Origin of the sequence: Microbacterium sp. NPDC056234 (assembly GCF_042267585.1) — a bacterium.
GTDB lineage: Bacteria > Actinomycetota > Actinomycetes > Actinomycetales > Microbacteriaceae > Microbacterium.
In genome coordinates this window covers 476,100-498,241 of record NZ_JBHJTE010000003.1, presented here as the reverse complement: position 1 = coordinate 498,241, position 22,142 = coordinate 476,100, and the positions used below count along the sequence as shown (strand labels likewise).

Annotated in this window: 21 protein-coding genes; 7 read left to right on the top strand and 14 right to left on the bottom strand. The window is 65.6% G+C overall.

All coding sequences use genetic code 11. The features are described from left to right. Nucleotides 1-10: 10 nt before the first annotated feature. Both ACFCYE_RS11710 and ACFCYE_RS11705 read right to left on the bottom strand, forming a co-directional pair. Entirely contained in the window at nt 11-844 is an 834-nt protein-coding gene (locus ACFCYE_RS11710; protein WP_376178891.1) for an ABC transporter permease, read from the bottom strand. After that, nucleotides 841-1,722 (bottom strand): ABC transporter ATP-binding protein, encoded by an 882-nt coding sequence (locus tag ACFCYE_RS11705; protein WP_376178889.1) that lies wholly within the window; start codon nt 1,720-1,722, stop codon nt 841-843. Before ACFCYE_RS11705 ends, ACFCYE_RS11710 begins: the two co-directional genes overlap by 4 nt. Before the next feature lie 112 nt (nt 1,723-1,834). Between ACFCYE_RS11705 and ACFCYE_RS11700 the strand changes: the two genes are divergently transcribed. Beyond that, nucleotides 1,835-3,232: an amidase gene (locus ACFCYE_RS11700; RefSeq protein WP_376178887.1), complete on the top strand. Its 1,398-nt coding sequence runs from the start codon at nt 1,835-1,837 to the stop codon at nt 3,230-3,232. Nucleotides 3,233-3,244: 12 nt separating this feature from the next. Here the strand turns inward: ACFCYE_RS11700 and ACFCYE_RS11695 are convergent, their stop codons facing one another. The 7 genes from ACFCYE_RS11695 to ACFCYE_RS11665 are packed head-to-tail and all read right to left on the bottom strand — an operon-like array spanning nt 3,245 to nt 12,092. Then, nucleotides 3,245-4,645 (bottom strand): threonine/serine exporter ThrE family protein, encoded by a 1,401-nt coding sequence (locus ACFCYE_RS11695; RefSeq protein WP_376178886.1) that lies wholly within the window; start codon nt 4,643-4,645, stop codon nt 3,245-3,247. Between the two features lie 37 nt (nt 4,646-4,682). Then, nucleotides 4,683-7,313: a Tat pathway signal sequence domain protein gene (locus tag ACFCYE_RS11690; RefSeq protein WP_376178884.1), complete on the bottom strand. Its 2,631-nt coding sequence runs from the start codon at nt 7,311-7,313 to the stop codon at nt 4,683-4,685. Further along, nucleotides 7,310-7,969 (bottom strand): DUF1961 family protein, encoded by a 660-nt coding sequence (locus ACFCYE_RS11685; RefSeq protein ID WP_376178882.1) that lies wholly within the window; start codon nt 7,967-7,969, stop codon nt 7,310-7,312. The genes ACFCYE_RS11690 and ACFCYE_RS11685 overlap by 4 nt, the downstream gene beginning before the upstream one ends. Continuing rightward, the gene (locus ACFCYE_RS11680) at nt 7,966-8,847 is read right to left on the bottom strand and encodes a carbohydrate ABC transporter permease (protein ID WP_376178881.1); all 882 of its coding nucleotides are present in this window, start codon (nt 8,845-8,847) and stop codon (nt 7,966-7,968) included. The genes ACFCYE_RS11685 and ACFCYE_RS11680 overlap by 4 nt, the downstream gene beginning before the upstream one ends. Then, nucleotides 8,847-9,818 (bottom strand): ABC transporter permease, encoded by a 972-nt coding sequence (locus ACFCYE_RS11675; RefSeq protein ID WP_376178879.1) that lies wholly within the window; start codon nt 9,816-9,818, stop codon nt 8,847-8,849. Before ACFCYE_RS11675 ends, ACFCYE_RS11680 begins: the two co-directional genes overlap by 1 nt. Nucleotides 9,819-9,874: 56 nt before the next feature. Next, nucleotides 9,875-11,407, bottom strand: coding sequence for an extracellular solute-binding protein (locus ACFCYE_RS11670; RefSeq protein ID WP_376178877.1), 1,533 nt, complete (start codon nt 11,405-11,407; stop codon nt 9,875-9,877). A gap of 40 nt (nt 11,408-11,447) precedes the next feature. Next, the gene (locus tag ACFCYE_RS11665) at nt 11,448-12,092 is read right to left on the bottom strand and encodes a YesL family protein (RefSeq protein ID WP_376178875.1); all 645 of its coding nucleotides are present in this window, start codon (nt 12,090-12,092) and stop codon (nt 11,448-11,450) included. Nucleotides 12,093-12,298: 206 nt separating this feature from the next. Between ACFCYE_RS11665 and ACFCYE_RS11660 the strand changes: the two genes are divergently transcribed. From ACFCYE_RS11660 to ACFCYE_RS11650, 3 genes are read left to right on the top strand one after another with little or no spacing between them, the layout of a single operon-like run. Further along, complete coding sequence (locus tag ACFCYE_RS11660) at nt 12,299-12,499, top strand: hypothetical protein (protein WP_376178873.1); 201 nt, start codon at nt 12,299-12,301, stop codon at nt 12,497-12,499. 40 nt (nt 12,500-12,539) lie between these two features. Further along, on the top strand, nt 12,540-12,839 hold the full coding sequence (locus ACFCYE_RS11655) for a hypothetical protein (protein WP_376178872.1): 300 nt from the start codon (nt 12,540-12,542) through the stop codon (nt 12,837-12,839). 3 nt (nt 12,840-12,842) lie between these two features. Next, nucleotides 12,843-13,496: a nucleotidyltransferase domain-containing protein gene (locus tag ACFCYE_RS11650; RefSeq protein WP_376178871.1), complete on the top strand. Its 654-nt coding sequence runs from the start codon at nt 12,843-12,845 to the stop codon at nt 13,494-13,496. 10 nt (nt 13,497-13,506) lie between these two features. Here the strand turns inward: ACFCYE_RS11650 and ACFCYE_RS11645 are convergent, their stop codons facing one another. Both ACFCYE_RS11645 and ACFCYE_RS11640 read right to left on the bottom strand, forming a co-directional pair. Further along, complete coding sequence (locus ACFCYE_RS11645; protein ID WP_376178869.1) at nt 13,507-13,812, bottom strand: hypothetical protein; 306 nt, start codon at nt 13,810-13,812, stop codon at nt 13,507-13,509. Nucleotides 13,813-13,859: 47 nt separating this feature from the next. Continuing rightward, nucleotides 13,860-14,252, bottom strand: a complete 393-nt coding sequence (locus ACFCYE_RS11640; protein ID WP_376178867.1) for a DoxX family protein — start codon at nt 14,250-14,252, stop codon at nt 13,860-13,862. A 73-nt stretch (nt 14,253-14,325) separates the two neighbouring features. On the opposite strand from ACFCYE_RS11640, the gene ACFCYE_RS11635 reads away from it, so the two are divergent. Then, nucleotides 14,326-15,243: a sigma-70 family RNA polymerase sigma factor gene (locus ACFCYE_RS11635; RefSeq protein WP_376178866.1), complete on the top strand. Its 918-nt coding sequence runs from the start codon at nt 14,326-14,328 to the stop codon at nt 15,241-15,243. A 194-nt stretch (nt 15,244-15,437) separates the two neighbouring features. Here ACFCYE_RS11635 and ACFCYE_RS11630 read toward each other — a convergent pair whose 3' ends face one another. Then, nucleotides 15,438-17,087 (bottom strand): hypothetical protein, encoded by a 1,650-nt coding sequence (locus ACFCYE_RS11630; protein ID WP_376178864.1) that lies wholly within the window; start codon nt 17,085-17,087, stop codon nt 15,438-15,440. A gap of 1,258 nt (nt 17,088-18,345) precedes the next feature. On the opposite strand from ACFCYE_RS11630, the gene ACFCYE_RS11625 reads away from it, so the two are divergent. Beyond that, nucleotides 18,346-19,365 carry a type IV toxin-antitoxin system AbiEi family antitoxin gene (locus ACFCYE_RS11625; RefSeq protein ID WP_376178863.1) on the top strand — a complete coding sequence of 340 codons (1,020 nt, stop codon included), beginning with the start codon at nt 18,346-18,348 and terminating at the stop codon, nt 19,363-19,365. Continuing rightward, on the top strand, nt 19,328-20,161 hold the full coding sequence (locus tag ACFCYE_RS11620; RefSeq protein WP_376178861.1) for a nucleotidyl transferase AbiEii/AbiGii toxin family protein: 834 nt from the start codon (nt 19,328-19,330) through the stop codon (nt 20,159-20,161). The genes ACFCYE_RS11625 and ACFCYE_RS11620 overlap by 38 nt, the downstream gene beginning before the upstream one ends. Before the next feature lie 427 nt (nt 20,162-20,588). Here ACFCYE_RS11620 and ACFCYE_RS11615 read toward each other — a convergent pair whose 3' ends face one another. Beyond that, the gene (locus tag ACFCYE_RS11615; RefSeq protein WP_376178859.1) at nt 20,589-21,155 is read right to left on the bottom strand and encodes an HNH endonuclease; all 567 of its coding nucleotides are present in this window, start codon (nt 21,153-21,155) and stop codon (nt 20,589-20,591) included. A gap of 52 nt (nt 21,156-21,207) precedes the next feature. Continuing rightward, nucleotides 21,208-21,963 (bottom strand): AAA family ATPase, encoded by a 756-nt coding sequence (locus ACFCYE_RS11610; protein ID WP_376178857.1) that lies wholly within the window; start codon nt 21,961-21,963, stop codon nt 21,208-21,210. Nucleotides 21,964-22,142: the final 179 nt, after the last annotated feature.

Below are 22,142 nucleotides of genomic sequence, written 5' to 3'. Positions count from 1 at the left end.
CGCGTGCGGCTCATCCGTCTCGACGGATCCATCGGAACGTGACGCGGCTCAGCACGAGGCCGATCACGATCCAGACGACGAGCATGAGGGCGATCATGCCGAGCTCCCACGATCCGGTGACCTCGGCGTTCTTGAACTCGTCGGGGAGGAAGACCGACCGCATGCCCTGTGCGATCCACTTCACCGGCAGGATCCCCGCGGCGTTCTGCAGCCATTCGGGCAGCGCCGCGAAGGCGATGTAGACGCCGGAGACGAACTGGATCAGCAGCACCACGGGGATGACGACGGCGCTCGCGGTCTTCCCCGAGCGCGGGACCGATGACAGGGCGATGCCGAGCAGCGTGCAGGCGATGAGCCCGAGCACGAAGACCCACGCGAACCGGAGCCAGGCCGCAGGGTCCGTCGGCAGGTCGGCGCCGTAGACCCCGGCGGCCACGGCGATGAGCAGCGCGATCTGCAGGATGGCGGTGACGAAGACCTCGCCGGTCTTGCCGAGGAAGTACGTCACCGGTGAGATCGGCGTTCCGCCGAGGCGCTTGAGCGTGCCGTCGCTCTTCTCCGTCGCGATCTCGAGCGCAGGGCCCTGCACGCCGGAGAGCAGGATGCCGCCGGCGACGAGACCGGGGAGGTAGTACGTCGCCATGCTCACCGCGTCCGGACCCTCACCGATGTCACCGGTGAAGATGGTGGCGAAGAGCACGTACATCAGGGTCGGGAACAGGAACGTGAAGAACACCTGATCACCGGCACGGAAGTACTGGCGCAGTTCGAATCCGATGCGGCGGATGCCGAGGCGAACGGTGCGGGGCAGCCCGAAGGACGATGCCGGTGCGGTGATGGTCATGCGCGCTCCTCCACGAGAAGTTCTTCGGTGGTCCCGGCCTGCGCGCTGATCAGGCCCAGGTAGATGTCTTCGAGCGTCGGACGGACGATCTCGAGCCCGTGCGGTTCTCCGCCATCGCGGTACAGCTCGGCGACCACGGCGCCGGGCTCCGGCGTACGCTGCTCGCGGACGGTGCCCGCGGCATCCGTCCAGCGCACCACCGGGATCCGTGCGTCAGCGCCGCCGATCTCGTCGATGTCGCCGATCGCGGCGATCCGGCCCGCCGCGATGACCGCGGCACGGTCGCCGAGCTGCGCGGCCTCGTCGAGGTAGTGGGTCGTCAGCAGGATGCTGGTGCCCTCGGCCTTGAGCGAGCGGATGAGCTCCCAGAACTGTCGCCGTGCCTGCGGGTCGAATCCCGTCGTCGGTTCGTCCAGGAACAGCAGCTCAGGGCGTCCGACGATGCCGAGGGCCACGTCGAGCCGCCGCCGCTGACCGCCGGAGAGCTTCCCGACCCTGACCTTCTGCTTCGCCACGAGGCCGACGGCGCCGATGACCTCGTCGACCGAACGCGGGTGCGGGTAGTAGCCGGCGAACTCGGTCAGCAGTTCGCGGACGGTGACGTTGCCCGTCTCGCCGCTGGACTGCAGCACGATGCCGAGGCGGGCCTTCCAGTCCAGTCCGCCGCGGTGCGGATCCACACCGAGCACGCGAACGTCGCCGGACGTGCGGTGCCGGTACCCCTCCAGGATCTCGATCGTCGTGGACTTGCCGGCGCCGTTCGGGCCGAGCAGGGCGAAGGTCTCGCCGCGGCGGATGTCGAAGCTGATGCCGTCGACGGCGGTGAACGCGCCGTACGTCTTGCGCAGGTCACGCACCTGGATCACAGTGTCGGTCATGGTTCCAGCGTGGCCGCCGGGTACCGATCGCGGTAGCCGTGGACGGATGGATTCCGGCATCCACCGGTCGATGGATGCCGCCAGGGCGGCGGGATGTCCCTAGGCTCGAGCCATGGCCGAGTTGCATGACCTCACCGCGATCGAACAGCTCGCGGCGCTGCGCACCAAGGAGATCGCCCCGGCGGACCTCGTCACGCACTACCTCGAGCGGATCGAGCGGCTCGACGCCGGCATCGGCGCCTTCGTCGAGGTGACGGCGGAGTCCGCGCGCGAACGTGCGGCGGCGCTCGCCGGCGCACGCATCGACGGCGCACTGTGGGGGCTGCCGTTCGCCGACAAGGACCTGGTGGCCCGCGCCGGAGTCCCGACGCGCTTCGGATCGCGCCTGCACGACGGCTTCGTGCCTGACGACACCGCCGACCAGGCCGCGGTCCTCGACGAGGCCGGCGGCATCAGCCTCGGCAAGACCGCGACGCCGGAGTTCGGGATGACCGGGTACACCGAGACGCGGATCGGCCCGCCGACCAGGGACCCGTGGAATCCGGCGAACGGGGCCGGCGGTTCCAGCGGGGGAGCGGCCGCCGCTGTCGCCGCCGGGTTGCTGCCGCTCGCGCCGGGGTCGGATGCCGGCGGATCGATCCGGATCCCGGCGGCCACCGTCGGGCTGGTCGGCATCAAGCCGTCGCGGGGGCGCGTGCCGTTCGCATCCGGACTCGACAACCCCGGGGGGCTGGCGGTCGCGGGTCCGATCGCACGGACGGTCGCGGATGCCGCGCTGCTGCTGGACGTCCAGGCCACCGGCCGCCCCTACACGTATGCGACCGCCGCGCCGGGCGACGGCCCGTTCCGCGAGGCGACCGAGCGGGTGGCCGGCCGCACGCGCATCGGCGTCACGACCGTGTCGCCGTGGGACGACGACGAGGACATCCGCCTGGATGCCGACGCCGCGCGCGCCGTCGAGGTCGCCACCGCACTGCTCGGCGACGGGCACGACGTGGATGCGTTCGACTGGCGCCCGCGCGGATACGCGACGATGTTCACGGCCCTGTGGCGCACGAGCGCGGCACGCATGGCACTGTCGGATGCCGACCTCGATCGCGTCGAACCCATCACGGCGTGGTTGGCACGCGAGGGGCGCCGCCTGTCCGGTCGCGAGGTTCTCGACGCGCTCGCCGCGGCCACCGTGTTCGAGCGCGAGACGATCACGGCGTTCGCGCCGTTCGATGCCGTCCTCACGCCGGCGCTCGCGCAGCCGGCGCGTCCGGTGGGGTGGTTCGACGCCGAGGATGCGAGCGAGAACTTCGCCCAGCAGGTGCGCTACGCCCCGTACTCGAGCTTCGTGAACGTCGCAGGAGTGCCGGCGATCGTCGTGCCGGTGACGACCGATGCCTCCGGCCACCCTGTCTGCATCCAGTTGATCGGGCGTCCGGGTGGTGAGACGACGATCATCGCGATCGCGGCCGAACTCGAGCGTCGGGTCGGGGCCATGCCCCGACCGCCGATCTGGTGAGAGACGGCCGGCTCAGTGCCTGACGCGGGCGCGTGATTTCGCCACCCCGGCGAGCGTCGCGCGCAGCGGAGTGCCCAGGTACAGCCCCAGCGACGCCCCGGCGGCGAGACCGACCCCGATCGACGCGGCCAGCACGAGTGGCGCGATGCTGATGAGCATCGCCTCGGGGGTGCCATCGGAATCGGCCAGCCCCAGCAGCCCGCGGAACACCGTGAGTCCGGGGACGAGCGGCACGATCGCCGCGGTGGTGACCGCGACCGAGGGCACGTGCAGACCGCGCGCGATCAGGATCCCGAGGAAGCTGGCCAGCAGCGCGCCGAACGCGCTGGCGGCACCCTCCTGGACGCCGAGCAGGATCGCGGAGCCGTACCCGAGGATCGCGATCACGCTCAGCACTGCGCTGACGACGATGATCGGCAGACCCGCGCCGTTGAACAGCGCGACGGCCACCGCGATGATGATGGCACCGGCGATCTGAGCGGGCAGCGATCCGAACGGCACGGCGTCGTCAGGCAGCGCCATGCCGAAACCGAGCAGCTGGGCGAGCCCGAGGCCGATCAGGATGCCCAGCACGACGCCGACGGTCTGCATGATCAGGTCGAGGATGCGGCCGCCCGCGGTGAGCGCGAACCCGTCGATCGCGTCCTGCGCGGCGGCGACGACGGACAGCCCCGAGAGCATCAGCACGATCCCGGCCGCGACCATGATCGAGGGGCGCACGTCGTCGAACGGAGGGATCCCCGCCGAGCCCAGCGCGGAGACGATCGTCGCGAAGACGGTGATGACGAATGCCCCGGCGATCTGACCGAAGAAGGACGGTACCTGCAGACGCGCGAGTCCGGCCTGCGCGAAGGCCGCGCTCAGCGCCGCGATGAATGCGAGCGCGATGAGCGCCGGTGTCGCGTCGAACAGGATGGCGACCCCGACCGTGAGCAGCGCGCGGGCGAAGATCACGACCACGGGCCGGTACAGGAACGGCATGCGGCGGATCGCGCGGAAGGTGCTGCGCGCCTCGCCGAGATCCATCCCGTCGCTGATGTCGGCGAGGAGCGCCTGCAGCCGCTGCAGCTTCGCGTGGTCCGGCGAGGACGCGTGCACCACCCGCAGCAGGGTGGTGGGGGCGTCGTCCTCGCCGCGGTGGTACGAGACGGTGATCGAGGTGAACGTCACGTCCACCTGAACGCCCTTGAGGCCGTAGACCTGCGCGACCCTCGTGATCGCGAACGTGACGTCATGGGCCGAGGCGCCGACGGCGAACATCGATGCGCCGAGGTGCAGTGCCAGATCGAGGATCTTCGACACGATCGTCGCGCTCAGCACCGGATGCACTTCGGTGAGCGCGACGCGGGAGGGGTCGCTGCTGATGGCCTTGCGAACGGAGGTCAGGAATCGCCACTGACGTTCAGAGGACATGCTCCCATTCTCGGTCAGTCCCGTACGCTGCGGCGCCCTATGCCTCCGGGATCCGATCGCCGATCAGTGCGAGGTTCTGGATCGCGGCCAGACCGTACTGCGCGACGTCGTTTGTGCCGACGCTGGGCGCCTCGTCCACCGGGTTGAGGACCGCCGGACCATCGATGCGACGCAGCACGAAGTCCCGGCGGTGCACGAGCCATTCGCCGATGCCCTCGAAAGCCTGCCACGCGGCATCCGCCAGTTCGTCGTCGCCCGTCGCCGCCGCGACGTACGCCGTCAGCCGGCTGTGCGCCTGCTCGAGGTGGATGCCGGTGAGCCGTTGTCCCACCGCCTCCTCCTGTGCCTCCGGGGAGGCGAGGTAGAGGCGGCAGTACTGCAGCCAGGCGTCCCGGAAACCGGGCACGTCGACGAGGGAGATGAGCTCGCTGGCCACCTCGACCAGCCCGAACACGGCGCTGAGGTGCGAGACCGAGATGCGGTCCCGCGAGGTGTCGAAGCGGCCGGCCTCGATGTCGTACAGCGCCTCGCCGGTGAGGAATCCATGCGGCAGGGCCCCGATATCGGCCATCGTGCCGAGCAGGCGATCACGGGAGCGCTCGTTCCCGGTGCGCTCCCAATCGGCGAGCCAGGTCGCCGCGAGTGCGCCCCAGTCGGTGCCGAGCCCGACGGCCAGCGCCGCCCGATCGGGGCGATAGGTCGCAGCATCCGGACGCACCTTGCGCGTGGGATCGGTGTCGACGAAGCGCTCGTCGCTGTCGCGCAGTTCGGTGAGCAGGTCGCCGACCCGCTCGTCAGCGGTGAGGTAGTGGAAGATGCGCCGGTAGATCGGGCTCGAGATGCGCAGCTGCTTGGCGCTGCACCCCCAGTGCTGGACGTTGTGCCGGGAGCCGAGACCCTGCCAGCGACCCAGGTGGTAGACGTCGACCTCGCCGGTGTGGCGGGTCATCGCCTCGGCGAGGCGGAAGACATCGGCGCGTCCGCTGCGCAGATACGAGTACCACAGCCAGAGGTCGGGCGAGAGCTCGCTGTTGTCCCACGCGTACCCGCCGACGTCGTAGCGCCACACGTGGCGGTCGAGGTCGTAGGCGTGCATGACGTCGCCGTAGTTCCAGAACCCGTACCAGCGCCGCTGATCGATCTGGCCGAGGTAGAAGTCGAGCAGGAAGTCGTTGCTGTCCTCGATCTCGGTGCGTGCCGGCGTGGAACGGTCGACGGGCGCCCAGTCCCCGAAGACTCCGACGGCGTGCAGATGCTCCGGTGTCGGCTGCAGCAGCGGTGGACGCTGCATCGCCTCGACGGACGCGGCGACCTGCTCGATCGGCGGCGTCGCGTCGTACGCGAACAGGGTCACCTCGTGCGTGCGGGCCACGCCGTGCGCATCGCCGAAGCCGGGCTCGTAGTCCTCGTACGTGATCTCCAGGCCCTCGAGCTGGCTGGCGAAATCGTCCTGTCCGAGTCCGTCGTGGTAGAACCGGACGTCCATCGGCTGCGCCTCGGGCGCATACAGCCATGCGGTCAGCTCGGCGCGCTCCCCGGCGGCTCCCCGCAGGTCCAGCTGGCCGGGGTGCGACTGCCAGAACGAGCGGATGCCGAGGCCGAAGCCGCCGGTCGGATCGCTGATCGCCACGTATCCCTCCGCCCTCGTGCCGGCGCCCGCGTCGATCCAGGCGTGTCCGGGGGCGGTGCGCTTGCGGATGCCGAAGCCATCGGCGCTCAACTGCGTCAGCGTGACGTCGTTCCAGGCGGGGATGAGGTCCAGCCGCTTGGACACTTCGGGGTTCCAGGTCTCCGGCGGCGGCGTCTGCTCGCCGCGGATCTGCGCGGCGCGGACCTCGGCTCCCGGGTCGCGGCGCAGGCCGGTGAGACCGCGGACGGCTTCCGAGAAGAACCCGCCGTCTGCGCCGGAGACGCGGACGTGACGGTCGTGCAGAGCCGCGCGAAGCGGAACATCGGCGCGGATGCCGAGACCCGCGAGGAAATCGTGCTCGGCGTCGCCGTCCCAGATGACCGTGTGAACGAGGCGCACCTCGGCGGACCCGGTGACGACGATGAAGCGGACGGTGAACGGCAACCATTCGCGGTCGCCCTCGTCGTCGCGGTGGACGCCGTCGACGCGGACGACCGCACGGACAGGTCCGTCCTGTTCGACCTCGACCGTGCGCACGCGCGAGCGGAACCGGCGCCGCGGCGAGGACCCGCCGTCCTCGGGGATCTCATCCTGCAGAAGGCTCACCAGTCGCAGGTCCTCGGCGATCACGGTGCCGTTGCGAGTGACCCGTCGGGCGAGCACGTCGTCCGGTGCGCTGGGGAACGCGACCTCCAGGATGCCGTTGCGCACGACGATCTCGTCGTCGGTGCGGTCCACGTGCACGGACGAAGCGGCGGCAGGTGCGGCATCCGCACCCGCGACGATCTCGTACGCACCCGGCTCGTCCAGAGCGCCGACCGCGCAGCCGGCCCACTTCACCGAGCCATCGGGCCATGTCGCGAGACGCCAGAACTGCGCGGGGACGGCATCGCCCCCGACCCCGCGCAGACGCAGGTGCGCCGGGTCATCGACGGTGCCGCGGGGCAGCGGTACGCCCCACGTCGCGCCGCCGCTGAGGCGGGAGGGCGGGGCGTCATCGAGCCAGCGGAGCGGGATGGTGAGGGATGAGTCGGTCACAGCGAGTGAACCTCCAGGTTGCGGTAGCAGGCGACGAGCGGCGACATCTGGCGGAAGCCGATGCGGCCGGCGCGGATACGAGGGCCGGTGCGCTCGTCATCGGTCCAGTCGAACAGGGGCAGATCATCGATCGAGAATGCGACCCGTGGGCCGTCCTTGACGACCTCGATGCGGTAGAAGGCCTCGCGGGCGTCGACGACCGGAGGCAGCGGATCCGCTCCCTGGGACACGAGGTGGAACCCGGGGGATTTGCGCAGGTTGCAGGTGTGGAAAGCGCGCTCGTCCTCCCATCGGCGCCGGAAGTACGACACGTGCAGGGTGCGGATGTCGCCCGAGTGGTACTGCGGGTACGCGCCGTCGCGAGGTGCCAGGGCGTCGTCGAAGATGCCGTCGGCGTCCGGTGCCTGCTCGGCATCCGCGGCGGCGCCGAAGAACAGCATCGCCAGCCCCGGTTCCGACCGCGGCGAGAACTCCCACGAGATCCGGATGCGGTCGCCGAACGCCTCGCGGCACCAGAACGTGAAGTGGTCGTCGACTCCGCCGGCGCTCGCGAGCAGCATCCCGTCGTCCGTCGGCTGCGCCGAGACGGGGCCCTCGGCGACCCAGCCGTCCAGATCGGATGCCGCGGCCAGCGGGTTGCGGTGCAGCAGGGTCATCCCTTCACCGATCCGATCAGCATCCCCTTGGCGAAGTGCTTCTGCAGGAACGGATAGAAGAGGATGATCGGCAGCGTCGCGACGATGATCACCGCGAACTTGATGCCCTGAGCGGGTGGCAGCTGGGTCGGATCCTGCTCGACCACCGACAGATCGGTGGCGACGGTCACCTGGCGCAGGAACATCTGCAGCGTCCACATCGAGTTGTCGTTGAGGTACAGCAGCGGGGACATGAAGTCGTTCCAGATGCCGACCGCGTAGAACAGGGCGAAGGTGGCGAGCACGGGCTTGGACAGCGGCAGGATGATGCTCCACAGGGTCTGCAGTTCGTTCGCGCCGTCGATCTTCGCGGACTCCTCCAGCTCTGCGGGCAGCTGCTGGAAGAAGTTCTTGATGATGATGAGGCTGAACGGGTTGATCGCCATCGGCAGGATCAGTGCCCAGTAGTTGTTGAGGAGCCCGAGGTCCTTCACCACGAGGAACGTCGGGATCATGCCGCCGCCGAACACCATCGTGAAGACGATGAGCGACAGGATGAGGCGCCCGCCCGGGAGGTTCGCCTTGCTGAGCGGGTAGGCCATGGATGCGGTCAACGCGAGCTGCACGACGGTGCCGACCGCGGTGACGGCGATCGTGGTGATGAGGGCTCTGACGAACGCGGGGCTGGTGAAGATCGCCTCGTACGCCTTGAGGGAGAACGTCTCAGGCCAGAGGAAGAACGAGCGTGTCGCGAGCTCGGCCTCTGTTGCGAAGGACCCTGCCAGCACGAAGGCGAAGGGCACCAGCGCGAGGATCGCCACGGCGACCATCAGCGCGATGTTGAACACGTCGAACACGCGCCCCGCTGGGGTGTTGAACCGATACTTCTCGCGAGCCATCAGAAGATTCCTGCCTGGGTGAAGCGCTTGGCGAGCCAGTTCGCGCCGAAGATGAGGACGACGCCGACGACCGCCTTGAACAGACCGACCGCGGTGCTGTAGCTGTAGGAGCCCTGCGTGATGCCCATGAAGTACACGTAGGTGTCGAACACGTCGGCGACCGAGCGGTTGAGCGAGTTGGTCATGAGGTAGATCTGCTCGAAGCCGGTGTTGAGGACCTGACCCATCTGCAGAACGAGCATGACGACGACGGTGGGCGCGATCGATGGCAGGGTGATGTGCCAGACGCGCTGGAACCGGCCGGCGCCGTCGATGATCGCGGCCTCGTACTGCGCCTGGTCGACGCCGGCGAGGGCGGCGAGGAAGATGATCGTGCCCCAACCGGTGTTCTTCCAGATGTCCTGCAGCACGATGATCGGGCGGAACCACGCCGGGTCGGCGAGGAAGTTGACATCCGTGCCCAGGAGGCCGTTGATGAGCTGGAACAGCGGTCCGATGTCGAGGGCGAACAGCAGGTACGTCAGCGATGCGACGACCGTCCAGGACAGGAAGTGCGGGATGTAGATGAGGGTCTGCACCGTGCGCTTGAGGACGATGAGGCGCATCTCGTTGAGCAGCAGCGCCACGATGATCGTCAGCGGGAAGGCGATCACCAGGCTCAGCAGCGCGAGGATCAGCGTGTTCGCGAGCAGCCGCGGGAAGTCGGGGCTCGAGAAGAAGTCCTCGAAGTGCGCCAAGCCCACCCAGGGGCTGTCCTGGATGCCGAGGAACGGCACGTAGTCCTTGAACGCGATGATCGCGCCGTACATCGGCCAGTAGCGGAACAGGACGAAGTAGATGATGCCGGGGAGCAGCAGCAGGTAGAGCCACTTGAACTGCGTGAAGTGCACGCGGACGCCGCGGCGGCGTCGGGACTTCTTCTCGACGGTCAGCGTCTCGGTCGCCGTCACAGCGTTGTCGAGCATGGTCATGGATGCAACCTCTCGGGAGGCCGGGGCGGCACCGGATGCCGCCCCGGCGATCCGGATCAGGAGTCGGCGTCCGCCAGCTCGTTGATCTCGGCGATCACGTCATCGCCGCCGCTCGAGCGCCAGAGGTCGATCGCATCCTGCAGGCCGTCCAGGTCCAGCTGGCCGGCGATGTACTGGATGCGGGCGTCGGCGACGATGGTGTCCAACTGCGCGCCCTTGGACACGTAGGTCTTCGAGACGTAGGCCGCGGAGGGGTCGTAGACCGCGGACTCGAGGTCCGACGCCTCGATCTCCTTGCGCTTGTCGTACATCTCCTGCTCGTACTCGGATGCCTGCTTGGGCAGGTATCCCTGGAAGCCGGTGACGTTCGTGCCGAGCTGCGCGTATGCCGCCGACGTGTCCTTGTCGACCTGCGATGCGCTGTCGATTCCGACGGCGAGGTCGCCCTCGAGCTCGTAGGTGACGCCCTCGATGCCGTTGTTCAGCAGCGGGCCGACCTCCTCCGAGTTCAGCTGGTTCAGCACCTCGAGCACGCTGCGCAGCTGCTCCTTGGTCTTGACCTGCGCTTTCGGGATGGCGAGGAACCCGCTGTAGCCGGCGGTCGGGAGCGCGTTGAGCTCGCCGTCGGGGCCTTCGAGGTTTCCGGTGACGTCGACGTAGTTCTGGAAGCCCTCCGGGTCCTGCTCCTTGAGCAGGCTCATGAGCTGCCCGGCGCGCGAGTGCACGTCGATGATGATGCCGCCCTTGCCGGTGAGGAACGGCTCGTTCCACTTCGCGGAGTCGAAGGTCGCGTAGTCGGCGTTCACGACGCCGTCCTCGACGAGCTGGCGTTCGAACTGGACGGCCTCGAGCCACTCGTCGGTGGTGAAGTTCGGGACGAGTTCGCCGTCGCGCTCGGTCCAGCGGTTGCCGGCGCCGTACCAGGTCTCGATGGCATCCCACGGGCTGTTGGTGCCGATCGTGCCGGGCCACTTGGGGATGATGAGGCCGTAGGTGTCGGCGGCGCCGTTGCCATCGGGATCGTTCTCGGTGAAGGCCTTGGCGACCTCGTAGAGCTCATCGGTGGTGGTCGGCATCTCGAGGCCGAGGTTGGCCAGCCAGTCCTTGCGGATGATGACGGCCTCGCGCATGACGTCGCGCGAGCGGAAGATGCCGTAGACCTTGCCGTTGATGCTCGAGGAATGCTGCACCTGCGGGAACGTGGTCTTGAGGTTCTCGTAGTCCTCGAGGTACTCGGTGAGGTCCCAGAACGCGCCGGCTTCGGCGTTGCGGACGAAACCGGGGTCCTTGCCCTGGATGACCATGACCTGCGGCAGGTCGTCGCCGGCGAGGGTGATGTTGACCTTGTCGCCGTAGGACGAGTTCGGCACCCACGTGATGTCGAGGTCGACGCCGATCTCGTCCTCGATCGCGGTCTCGAACTGGTTGCCGTCCTCGGGGGCGTTGGTGGAGAGGTAGGGCGCCATGATCGTCAGCGTTTCCAGCTCGGCGGCGTCTGCTCCGGCATCCGGGCCGGCGGAACAGCTGGTGAGGGCGAGCGCGGCGACGGCGGCGATGCCGATGCCGGCGGCGATCTTGCGGTGCTTCATGGGGAACTCCTTCGTTCGGTGGGGGATGTTCGGCGGAGGGTCAGGTCGGGGTGTCGGCTTCGGCCAGTCGGCGGTCGTTGGCCGTGAAGAAGCCGATGCAGAGTGCGGTGCTCAGCGTGAGCCAGGCGCCGAGCGAGAGGAACGGGATGATCCCGGGGAGGATGAGGCTCGCGGTCACGACCACGACGGCCGCGAGCAGCAGCAGGACGGCATGGGGAAGGTTGCGCAGCACCCAGCGGAAGGAGGTGAGGACGTAGCCGCGCAGCGGGAGGTCGTAGTGCGCGTACAACGGCACGGCGACGGCGGTGACGGCGAAGGCCAGGGCGAGAGCAGCGCTCGTCAGGATGCCGAGGGGAGTGCCGAGTGCGCCGGCTTCGTACTGACCGATGGTGCTGGCGCCGAGGAGCGCAGTGACGGCGAGGGAGGGGCCGAGAGCGACGTTCGCACGCCAGAACTCGCGTCGCCACACCTCGGCGAACGAGCGCGCGGCCGCGAAGCCGTCTCCGCGCAGACGCCGGCGGGTCAGCTCGGCGGAGGCGACGGATGCCGGTGCGACTCCGAGCACGATGCCGCCGGCGAGCGTGAAGACGCACCAGAGCAGATTGACGGTGGCGACCCACAGGACCCAGTCGAAGGCGGCGTGCACGCGCAGAGCCCAGACGGGCGAAGCGGCGTTCGTCGACATCAGCTCTCCAACGTTGCAGGGCAGGGTGGCACTTGCCTGGGAATGCGTTTTCCCAAACCGGCTCCGTGAACGCTAACGCTCGCTCGGGGTGCTCGTCAAGACGAAACCGTCTCTGTGATAAAAACGTTTCACACGGGAACGCCGTGTGGCGCGGAATCCGCCGCACGGGGGATGCGCGACCTCTCGCGTCGACGTAGCGTCGCGGTATGACCGATTCGGAAGAGGAATCCCGGAGGAACTCCGGCAGCGGCGTCGCCGTCGGTATCGCGCTCGGTCTGCCGATCGGGGCAGCACTCGGGATGCTGGTTTTCGACAATCTCGCGCTGGGAGCGGGTATCGGGCTCGTGGTCGGAATCGCGATCGGCGCCGGGCTCGAGATGTCCCAAAAGGGCGAGGACCCGGAGTAGTTCAGCTGTCGCTCGCGCGTCGCATTGGTAGCGTGGGGCGATGTTCGTTTTCGGTGTGGTGGTCGCGGTGACCGGCGTGGTGGTGTTCCATCTCGCGCTGGCGAGCACGTTGCGCGCGAACGCCGGCATCCGAGTTCCGTTCTTCCGCAGCGCCGAGGTCGTGCCGCGTGGATCCGCCGTGTTGCGGGCGATCGGCGCCGGGCTCATCGTGTTCGGAGCCGCGACGCTCGGCATGACCGCGTGGTACCTGCCGTTCCTCGTCATCCTGGTGGGGCCGGTTGCCGCCTTGGTGGCGATCGTGATGCACAACGCCGCAGCGCAGCGTCACGCGAGGGTCTGAACGGTGTCGCCTGGTCACGTCCCTCTTCCTCAGCCGGAGTCCGCGAGGCCGCTGCCGCCGGAGGAGTTCGCGCGGTGGTACGGACCATGGGATCCGCTGACGCCGGCGTCGATCGCCGCCTTCCTCGACGGCTTCGATCGGCCGTGGTGGATCATCGGGGGATGGGCACTCGAGAAGGCGACCGGCGTATCGCGCCGTCACGAGGACATGGACGTCTCGATCGCGCATCACGATGCCGAGGCGCTGCGCGTGTTCCTCGCGGAGCGCGGGTGGACGACGTGGAACGCCGACAGCGGCTGGTTGCGTCCGTTCGACGAGCGGTTTCGGGAGATCCGCAGCAGCAGCGGGATCTGGGTGCGCGCGGACGCGCTCTCACCGTGGGTGCTGGACGTTCCGCTGACACCGTTCAACGGCGCACGATGGATCAACAAACGCCTGCTCTCGCAGGAGCGCGATCTCGATGAGGTCACCTGGATCGCGGACGACGGCCTGCGCTATCTCAACCCCGAGGTGGTGCTGTTCATGAAGTCTGCTCAGGTGCGCGAGAAGGACATCGTGGATGCCGAGGCGACGCTCGGATTGCTCGATGAACATCAGCGGGCGTGGCTGCGGGACTCGATCGCGCAGCTCGACCCGGCGCATCCGTGGGCGGCCTAGCGACGACGTGTCACGCCGACGGGGACGGCTTCAGACGAAGCCGTCCGCGGAGGAATGGAAGGGCCGGGGCGCGGTAGCTCAGCATCCCTTTCTCATCCGGTTTGAGCGTGATCACCGCCTGTCCGAAGCGCCACATCCTGTTGAAGAGGAACACGCCGAGGATCACGTCGTCCTCCGACGAGACCTGCCAGGTTCCGAGGCCCCACTGCGTCGGCTGGCCGCGGCCCCCGATCACCAGGGTCGGACGGATGCCGACGTACAGCGCGAACCAGGGCTTGTGGAGGTTCAGCTCGATGCGGCGGGTCCCAGACGTCATGCTGTTCACGCTACCGGGCGGCGCGCTTGGGGTTGCGCCCTGGCGGGTCATCCGCCGTACGGTGCGAGCGCGAACCGGCCCCACGCCACGAAGACGAAGGCGAGCAGGTACGCCACGTCGCCGGCCATCATCCCCCATTCGCTGCGGCGGAATCTGGTCGTGGCCGCGCCCGCCATGACCAGTGCGAGGCCGCATGCGGCGATGGGCGACAGCGCGGGAAGCACGCCGGTGAGCGGAGGCAGGATCAGCCCGGCCGCGCCGATCACCTTGATCGTTCCGATGGCCTTGATCTTTCCTGCGCTGAAGTCGTCGACCCAGTGCTGGCTGGCGCCGAAGCTGCGGTACTTTTCCTTGGTCAGCAGGAGCTGACTCGCGCCGCCCGCGCCGAACGCGACGGCCAGTGCTCCGGTGATGATCCACAGCGTGATGTCCATGTGCATGCCTCTCTCGTTACCTTCGCCCGATCGGGCTCGTCATAGTGATGACGGATGAGGCAGGCAGGAGGTAACAGAGATGGATGACGATGCGCTCGCCGCGGCGTTCGAGGAGCACCGGCCGCGCCTGACGGCGGTCGCCGCTCGTGCGCTCGCTTCATGGGTCGACGCCGAGGATGCTGTGCAGGAGACCTGGCTGCGACTGGCCGGGTACCAGGGCGCCCCGATCGAGAACCTCGGCGGGTGGCTGACCCGAGTGATCGGGCGCATCTGCATGGACCTGCTGCGTCGGCGCCAGACCCGACGTGAGTCACCGCTTGACGATTGGTCGAGCGTCGAGCCCGTCGTGACCGAGGACATCGAGCGTCCGGACGAGGCGGCCGAACGGGCCGACTCGCTCGGGCTGGCCCTGCTCGTGGTGCTCGAGTCGCTGCGTCCCGAGGAGCGGCTGGCATTCGTGCTGCACGACATGTTCGCCGTTCCGTTCGCCGAGGTGGCGACGATCGTGGGGAGCTCTGCGGACGCCGCGAAGATGCTCGCGAGCCGCGCCAGGCGCAAGGTGCAGGGCGTGCGGCGCCCCGAGGGCGGGATTCGGGAGCGACGGGCGGTCGTCGACGCGTTCCTCGCCGCGACGCGCATTGGGGACTTCGATGCGCTGTTGGCGCTGCTCGACCCTGACGTCACGTGGCATCGGCACACGCCCCGTGGTCACTCCGTTCGCATCGGAGCCAACGAGGTGATGGCGGCGCTGCGACGCGGCGATCCGGAGCGCGTCGAAGCCCGCCGTGTGAGTGTGAACGGCGAGCCGGGAATCCTGGTCTGGGCCGCGAACGGACGGCCGGTGTCGCTCATGTCGTGCACGGTCGCCGATGGCCGACTCATCGACATCGTGTCGATTCTGGATCCCGCGCGGCTTGCCGGGATGGATCTGCCGCCGCGCGAGGTGGCGGGAGGTGCTGAGAAGCGTCAGGAGAATGAAAGAAACCCCCGTGCGTAGAAGCCACACGAGGGTTTCAGTGGCTCCGACGGGCGTCGATCCCGTGACCTCACGATTTTCAGTTAGATTCCGTGGGTCAGTAGGCGCTCGTAAGTCGCCGTTCGCCGCGTGATTCCGCGGAAGTCTTCATGGTTGGTCGCGGCTGGTTGAGGGTGGGTTCAGCCGAGCTACCGGCACAGAACCGGCACGGAACCTCAGTTGCCAATCTGCTTCGGTCCGGGAGCCTTCGTCCTTCTCATCATCGAGTACGTGAACCAATCGATGTCGGGCTCCTTCGCCCGCTTTGCAAGTCCACTGACGAACCCCTTCTCTCGCTCATTAATATCGTCGCGGCTGAGCGTCAAGGGGGCGAAAGGGTCCTGGCTTGCTCCCCACATCGGGTGGGGTTGGAGCAGGTGGTCATATGTCAAAACCATTCGGTTGTGCGTGCCGTCGGCGTTTCTGACTGGGAGCTCGTCGATCGAACGATCTGCGTCCGTTGCATACTGACAGGCAACGACCCCGCTCCACGGAGATCGCAGCGCCTCCGCAAGTGTTGCCAGTTTCTGGATCTCGCGGTCAGTGAGGCCGGTTGCAGTGCGCTTGACCTCAATCGGTATGAACTCACCCCAACGCGTTAGCATCAGCACATCGGCCTCTCCGATCTCGCTCGCGGACTCGGGGCGCCGAACGCTGGTCCCGAGTTGCAGGCCGATAAGTCGGCTCTGTGAACCAAAGCCGAATATGGATGCGAAGAAACTCCCAGCGAGGATGTGCCCCATTGCATCGATCTCATAGACTCGACGCGTCTGTTCACTTAGGCGATATTTGAAGTCAACTACCGGTCGATCACTGAACGGAAAATCAATGGTCTTTGCGCACCCTCGACATGCGATCGGGGGTGCGAAGCTCCCGATGGGTATCCATTGCTTCGCGCCGCACTGAGGGCATTGTATTGGGAATCCTTTGATGATGATATGGGAGCGCTCGGCCCACGCCAGCCAATACTTAGTTGCAGCGTCGTTGTTCCCGAGAACCTTCTTGAAATCGTGGAAGGACATTTCGGGCAACTCGTCGATCGATGCGCCAACCGCTTCAGAGGCATGCGCATCAAGCCCGGCCTGTCTTAGTCGTTTCTTGTACCAGTTGAATCCCTGGCGGGCCGACATGGACTCAAGCAAGGTAAGCAGCGGTGCGTGATGAAGCATGTATGCACCGTCGAGATCGCCGAGCATCTCGACAAGAATCCGCGCGGCGATACCGGGCGCGGACTCTGTGAGGTGGAGATCGCGACGTGCGGCGAGACTGTTCGCGATGGTTGCACGAGACGGCCATTCGAGCGTGTGAGCTTCTATCCCCTTTCGAGGGGAAGACCAAACGCTGTGTGCGCCATTATAGAAAGCGCCATTCATCGGATCGATGCGGTAGTCGTCGCTAAGCGGTAAGGGCGCATCTTGGACATAGACGTCGTACTGCATGATCAGCAGATCATTCACATTGTGATTGGCCAGGACATCGTTGTGGCTCGCAGGGTCGAGTGGCTTGTATGAAGCACGGCCGTCGTTCCACACCAATATCTCGTCTCGCTCGAGACCAAGGATCGATCCAAACATCAGCAAGTCTGAGGCTGCTCGTGCAGAGACATGAGGAACTTCGGCGGTGATCTCCTCCAATGTGTCGAGCGGTACGGAAACGCTGGTCACATAGAGCGAGGAGGTGGAGAAGCCATGCCGTGCAAGTCCCATCTCCATCGTCAACTGGCGCAAGGTGTCTGCCGAGAACTCCTCCAGGGGGACACCAATTGGCGTCGCGTAGAAGTCGCCGTGGGCGGCGCGAAGGTTCCAGAGGAGTGCGAGATCGTCCATTGAGTCAGGGGAGCAAACCACAAGAACGTTGGGCCCAGCGTCGTACCTGGCAAATCTTGGATCCGGAAGGACCGGACGGTCACTACGGATGGAAGTGCTGGCCGTGCTCGCGTAAGAAAGCTTCACCAAGGACAGTTGGCGGGGTGTGAGCATGGGCTCCCGTGGCCAGGTGCGACTGATCAGGTCGGACAGAGATCCTGTCGTGGTTGATCGTCGCACTTCGACCCAGTCGGAGAACTGAAGCTCAGGAAGCCAGTTGCCCGATCGAAGAATCTCAGGATCGATCGTCTCCGGCAGTGAGCCGAGGCAGGCTGTGTAGATCCCCGACCAAGCGTCCGTCGTCTCCAAGCTGACGACCTCGGCGGGCGCCATCTTCTTGGGCTTCTTGTAAGTGAGTAGACCCACTGCCAACTGTGCACGAGCGACGTCTCGCCTATTAGTCAGCTCTAGTGGTCCCTCACATGACATCTCCGGATCGTAGCCAGCGCCGTGCACATCATCGATTTGGGAGCCCGGAAGGATTGTCCGGTACATGGCTGGGATTGATCCGCTGGAGTCAATCGGTAGAAGGACGTTTGCTCCGCCTCCCCAGAGTTGGCACTCGAGTTCAATCGCCTCGCGGAATCCTGAAGGCGTACCAATGTCGAAAGGCACAGCAACTCGTCTTGGGCGCGCGCTGATCCGTGCAACGTGTGGCCCGTCGAGTCGCTCACCGTCAAAGAAGAGAGTCATGACGGCATGATCCCACGGGTCGGCGTGAGGGCTGTCGCGTCGCCGAGGAGCGCCCGGACCGCAGCGGAGCGAGGACTGGACGCACCGCAGGCGGCGCAGCCGGCCGCTAGGCCGGCCTTGAACGAGTAAAGAAAGTTCTCACAGCTCAGCCTCGCACGGGGTTCGGCGAGGCGATCTGACGCGACCTTGTCCACAGGGCTGCGGAGCTCGCCGAGCTCGATGGGCGACAGCAACGGGATCCCCTGCGGGATCGCATCGCTGTCGGATGCGGCAGAGAGTTGTGGAACGTGTGATTGTGCGCGGACAGCACAACTCGAAGGTCGGTTCGAGCTTTGGCGACTACGTCGATCAGCGCTCGCGATCAAACCGGCTCAGACTGCGGCAGTGCAGGCAGGACGCAGTCGCCGTCGAGGCGACGCTAGGCCGTGAGTTTCTGTGAGTGACGTTCGGGGTGGTGGGCGTATTTTCCTCCCTCAGGGATTATGCTCAGAGGATAAATCGGAAACGAGAATAATTTGGAGGGGTGATGGAAGGCGACCTGATCGACGCGTTACGAAACCACGCGGACCGGTACGGCGTCGTGCTTTCCGGACTTCATCCGCTTGAGCACGGCGAGAACATGACACTCACCGAGGTCCGTAGGGGGCGTCAGGCCCAAGAGTATCTCGCGCTGCTCAGCCCGCACATGAGCATGCCTGCCACCTACCCGAACGAAACCTGGACAGGGCACCCGTTGCTCGTTCTTGGGGCAAAGGTCACACCGCGCAACGCCGATCGCCTGCGCGAGCTTGGCGTCAACTACCTAGACGCCAATGGGAACGCGTACCTCAGATTCGGAGATGTGCTCATCGATGTCCGCGGACGAAGCGGAGATCCCGTCGCTGCGCTACATCAGGACAAATCAGTCACATCGAATCTCTTCAGCCCGAAGCGTGCCCAGGTCATCTTCGCCTTAATTTCCTGGCCTGATAGCGTCAACGCGAAGCTCCGCGAGATCGCGAGCATCGCGAGGGTATCCGTTGGCTTTGCCCAGAAGACCCTCGTTGACCTGGAGGCTGCCAACTACCTCCAGACCCTCGGGGCAGGGCGGCAGGGGCGTCAGTTGAACAACGTTGATGCACTGATAGACGGGTGGGTTGCGTCGTTTCCTGGAGGGTTGGGGTCACCGGATAATACGCGCGCGTTTCGCGGAACGTTCGACCCAGACGTACTTTCGAATGACGGCCCGGAGATCTACCTGAGTGGGGAGGCGGCGGCCGATTGGTTGCCTCGCAACGCCACGTGGAGCCTCTACTGCGATGAAATCCCCAGTCGTGCGGCAGCCGCCGGAAGATGGACCGCGCGGTCGAGTAGTCCCAACATCTTCGTGCGCCCGATCTTTTGGACCACACCGGCAGTTCACACCACAGGGCGCATCCAGGTAGCTCCGCCCCTACTTGTCTACGCCGACCTTGTTTCATCAGGTGAGTCTCGCCAGCGTGAGGCTGCGGAACGCTATCGTTCGGAGCATGTTGGACTTCACGCGGATCGACCCGCGACTATTTGATGATGTCAGGCTCGTCATAGAAGCACTTGCGGAGGCGGCAACTGTTGAATCGGAATGCATCATGCTTGTCGGAGCCCAGTGTCGGGACATCTTGCACCGGGCGCTCGGACACACCAGCATCAACCGTGCCACTGGTGATCTTGACTTCGGGCTTGCTCTCTCTGACTGGGAAGCGTTCGAGCGTGTTGATCGCGCTTTCGAGCGTGCAGGTGACAGCGGAATCCGGTATAGAATCTGCGACGTTCTGGTCGATGTGATGCCCTTCGGGGCAGCCATCGAAGACCCAACCGGCATCGCGACCCCAAGCCCACGAGGCGAGGAACTTGTGGTCTTCGGATTCGAGGACGTCTTTGAACGCGCATTCCAACTCGACTTGCCCGGCGCTGAGCATCACATCAGGATTCCGTCGCCCGCTGGATACGCGGCCTTGAAATTGCGGGCGTGGGTAGATCGATCGATCTACGGAGAGTACAAGGACGCCGAGGACCTAGCCACGGTGCTGAGTTGGTATGAGAGTTCGGGCACCGTACAGGATCGAATCTACGGTGAATCGATCCAGGTTGCTGACCGGTACGAGTACGACATTCCACTGGCTTGTGCACACCTTCTGGGGCAAGACGTGCGGAGCCAGCTCAAGGCAGTTGACGCTGACGACTTGGCCCGACGGCTGGCGCAGTCGGACACCCGAAGACTCGCATCCGCACTGAATGGCGAATCGTGGAACCCGGTACGAGGGTTCGACTTATCTCTTGCGCTTCAGGCTGGTCTAGCTAGCGGGACGTCCACCACGGCCTAGCGGACGTCGCGTCAGTATCCGGTAGGCCTCGACCGGTACAAAACCGGCACAAGTTTCATTGCGAGGGCGTTCCGTCTGGCGCCGCTCGCTCAACGTCCGGAAGGTCCACTCGCCCAATGGCTTGGTCGGAAACGGCGAGGAGGCGGCCGGAGCTCATCCCTCACCAGGGCAAAGCAAAACCCCCGCCATGTAGAAGCTAGGCGAGGGTTTCTAAGGTGATTGTAATGATCACCCTGTGGCTCCGACGGGCGTCGATCCCGTGACCTCACGATTTTCAGTTGGATTCTGTGGGGTAGCGGGTACCCGTTGGTCACCCTTTGCCGCGTAATTCCGCGGAAGTCGTTACGGTTGGTCGCGGCTGGTTGAGGGTGGTTCCAACGGAGCTACCGGCACAGAACCGGCACGGCTGTGGCGCCAAGGATCATTTCTAGGAGGAACTGGCGGGCTGGATAGCGGCCGACACATAAGTCGACACAGCAGCGGTGTACTCGCCACCTTGGAGGACGCTATCGATCAACCTCCAGAGCATGGACTTCGTGGTGTCATCTGTGGCTGCCTGAAACCGCGCGACCAGATTCGCCGCATTTTCGATCGCCCGCATTCTAGCTTCGATGCGCGGGATGTCGTTCAGGCCAAGTTCCACGATGGTGTACATTCCGCGGTTAGTTCGTTCGTAGACCGCAGGCCCAAGGAAGAATAGATGCTCCGCCGGATCGTCAACGTATGGATTGATGAACTCTGAGCTTGCGTCGTACTTCGAAGACTTACGCTGGTTGCACCCAGAGCAGGCCAGCGTGAGATTGTTCCACGACACCACGAGCTCTGGAAACATACTCTTTGGGTAAATATGCTCGATATCGCCGAACGATACGGCCAACATCCGCGCCTCGCAATAGGCGCACTTTCCTGCAGTCTCAGCGATTAGAGCAGCTTTAATGTCCGCGTGGCTCCAGGGGAAGTCTTCTGGCCGGACGCTATGAAAGCCTCTGTCCATGTTTCGGCAGACCTTTCGAGAATTTCTGGAGGCTCGGATTTGGCCAATCGCTTCAACGGTCAATCCCGCTCTGACGCGACTCGATCGCTGTTGCGACGGCGTCCGTTACGTCGGGCATGCTGACCTTCAAACCCGCGGACTCTAGTCGAGAGAGCAGATCCTCAAGAGAAATCGGATGCTGGCCACTTGTGAACTCGGTGAGGATCTCTTCTAGATCGTGCTCGGCCCACACGGGTAGGGTGACTTCGACGCCGAGCACCTCGTTTAGGACTTCATCGGCGGTAAACGCCTGATCTTCAAGATTGATTCGCTGAGAGAAAACTGAGCCTTCCGTTGTCCGGCGGAGCGCGTAGACAACGGCCTCGCGTGTGGACGTGACTACGAAAGGGCTGTGTGTTGAGACGACGAAGCGAACAGTCGGGAATGCTTTGAGCAGATCTGGCACGAGCGTGCGCTGTAGGGATGGGTGCAGGTGGTTCTCGGGCTCATCGAAACACACGGTGAATGCTTCGGGATAGTCAACCGCGTGAAGGTATATCTGCCAACTCAGAGTCACTATCGCTGACAGGCCACCGGAAGCTCCCTCCAACGCGAAATCGCCACTTTGTGTATCAACGATCAGTTCACCCTGGTCAACGTAAAGTCGTTTGAAGCCCAGGCTTTGCGGAAACAAACGCCTGAGGATATCTTGAAAACCGACCCACACTGCGGCGGCCTGTGGATCCCCGACAACCGCCGAGTTACCTTCGCCGTACGTAGCAGCCGCAACAAGTGCTTCTTTGATGAGAGTGCTTGGCGGTTTAACCATCTAGTAGGCGTGGAGATGGTGAGGGGGAGACGAGTCCGCTGAGGAGCGCCCGGACCGCAGCGGAGCGAGGACCGGACGCACCGCAGGCGGGCCCGTCTCCCCTTCTACCGGCCGCTAGGCCGGCCTTGAATGAGTAAAAAAAGTTCTCACAGCTCTCGTCCGTGAGTTCTGAGCCGACC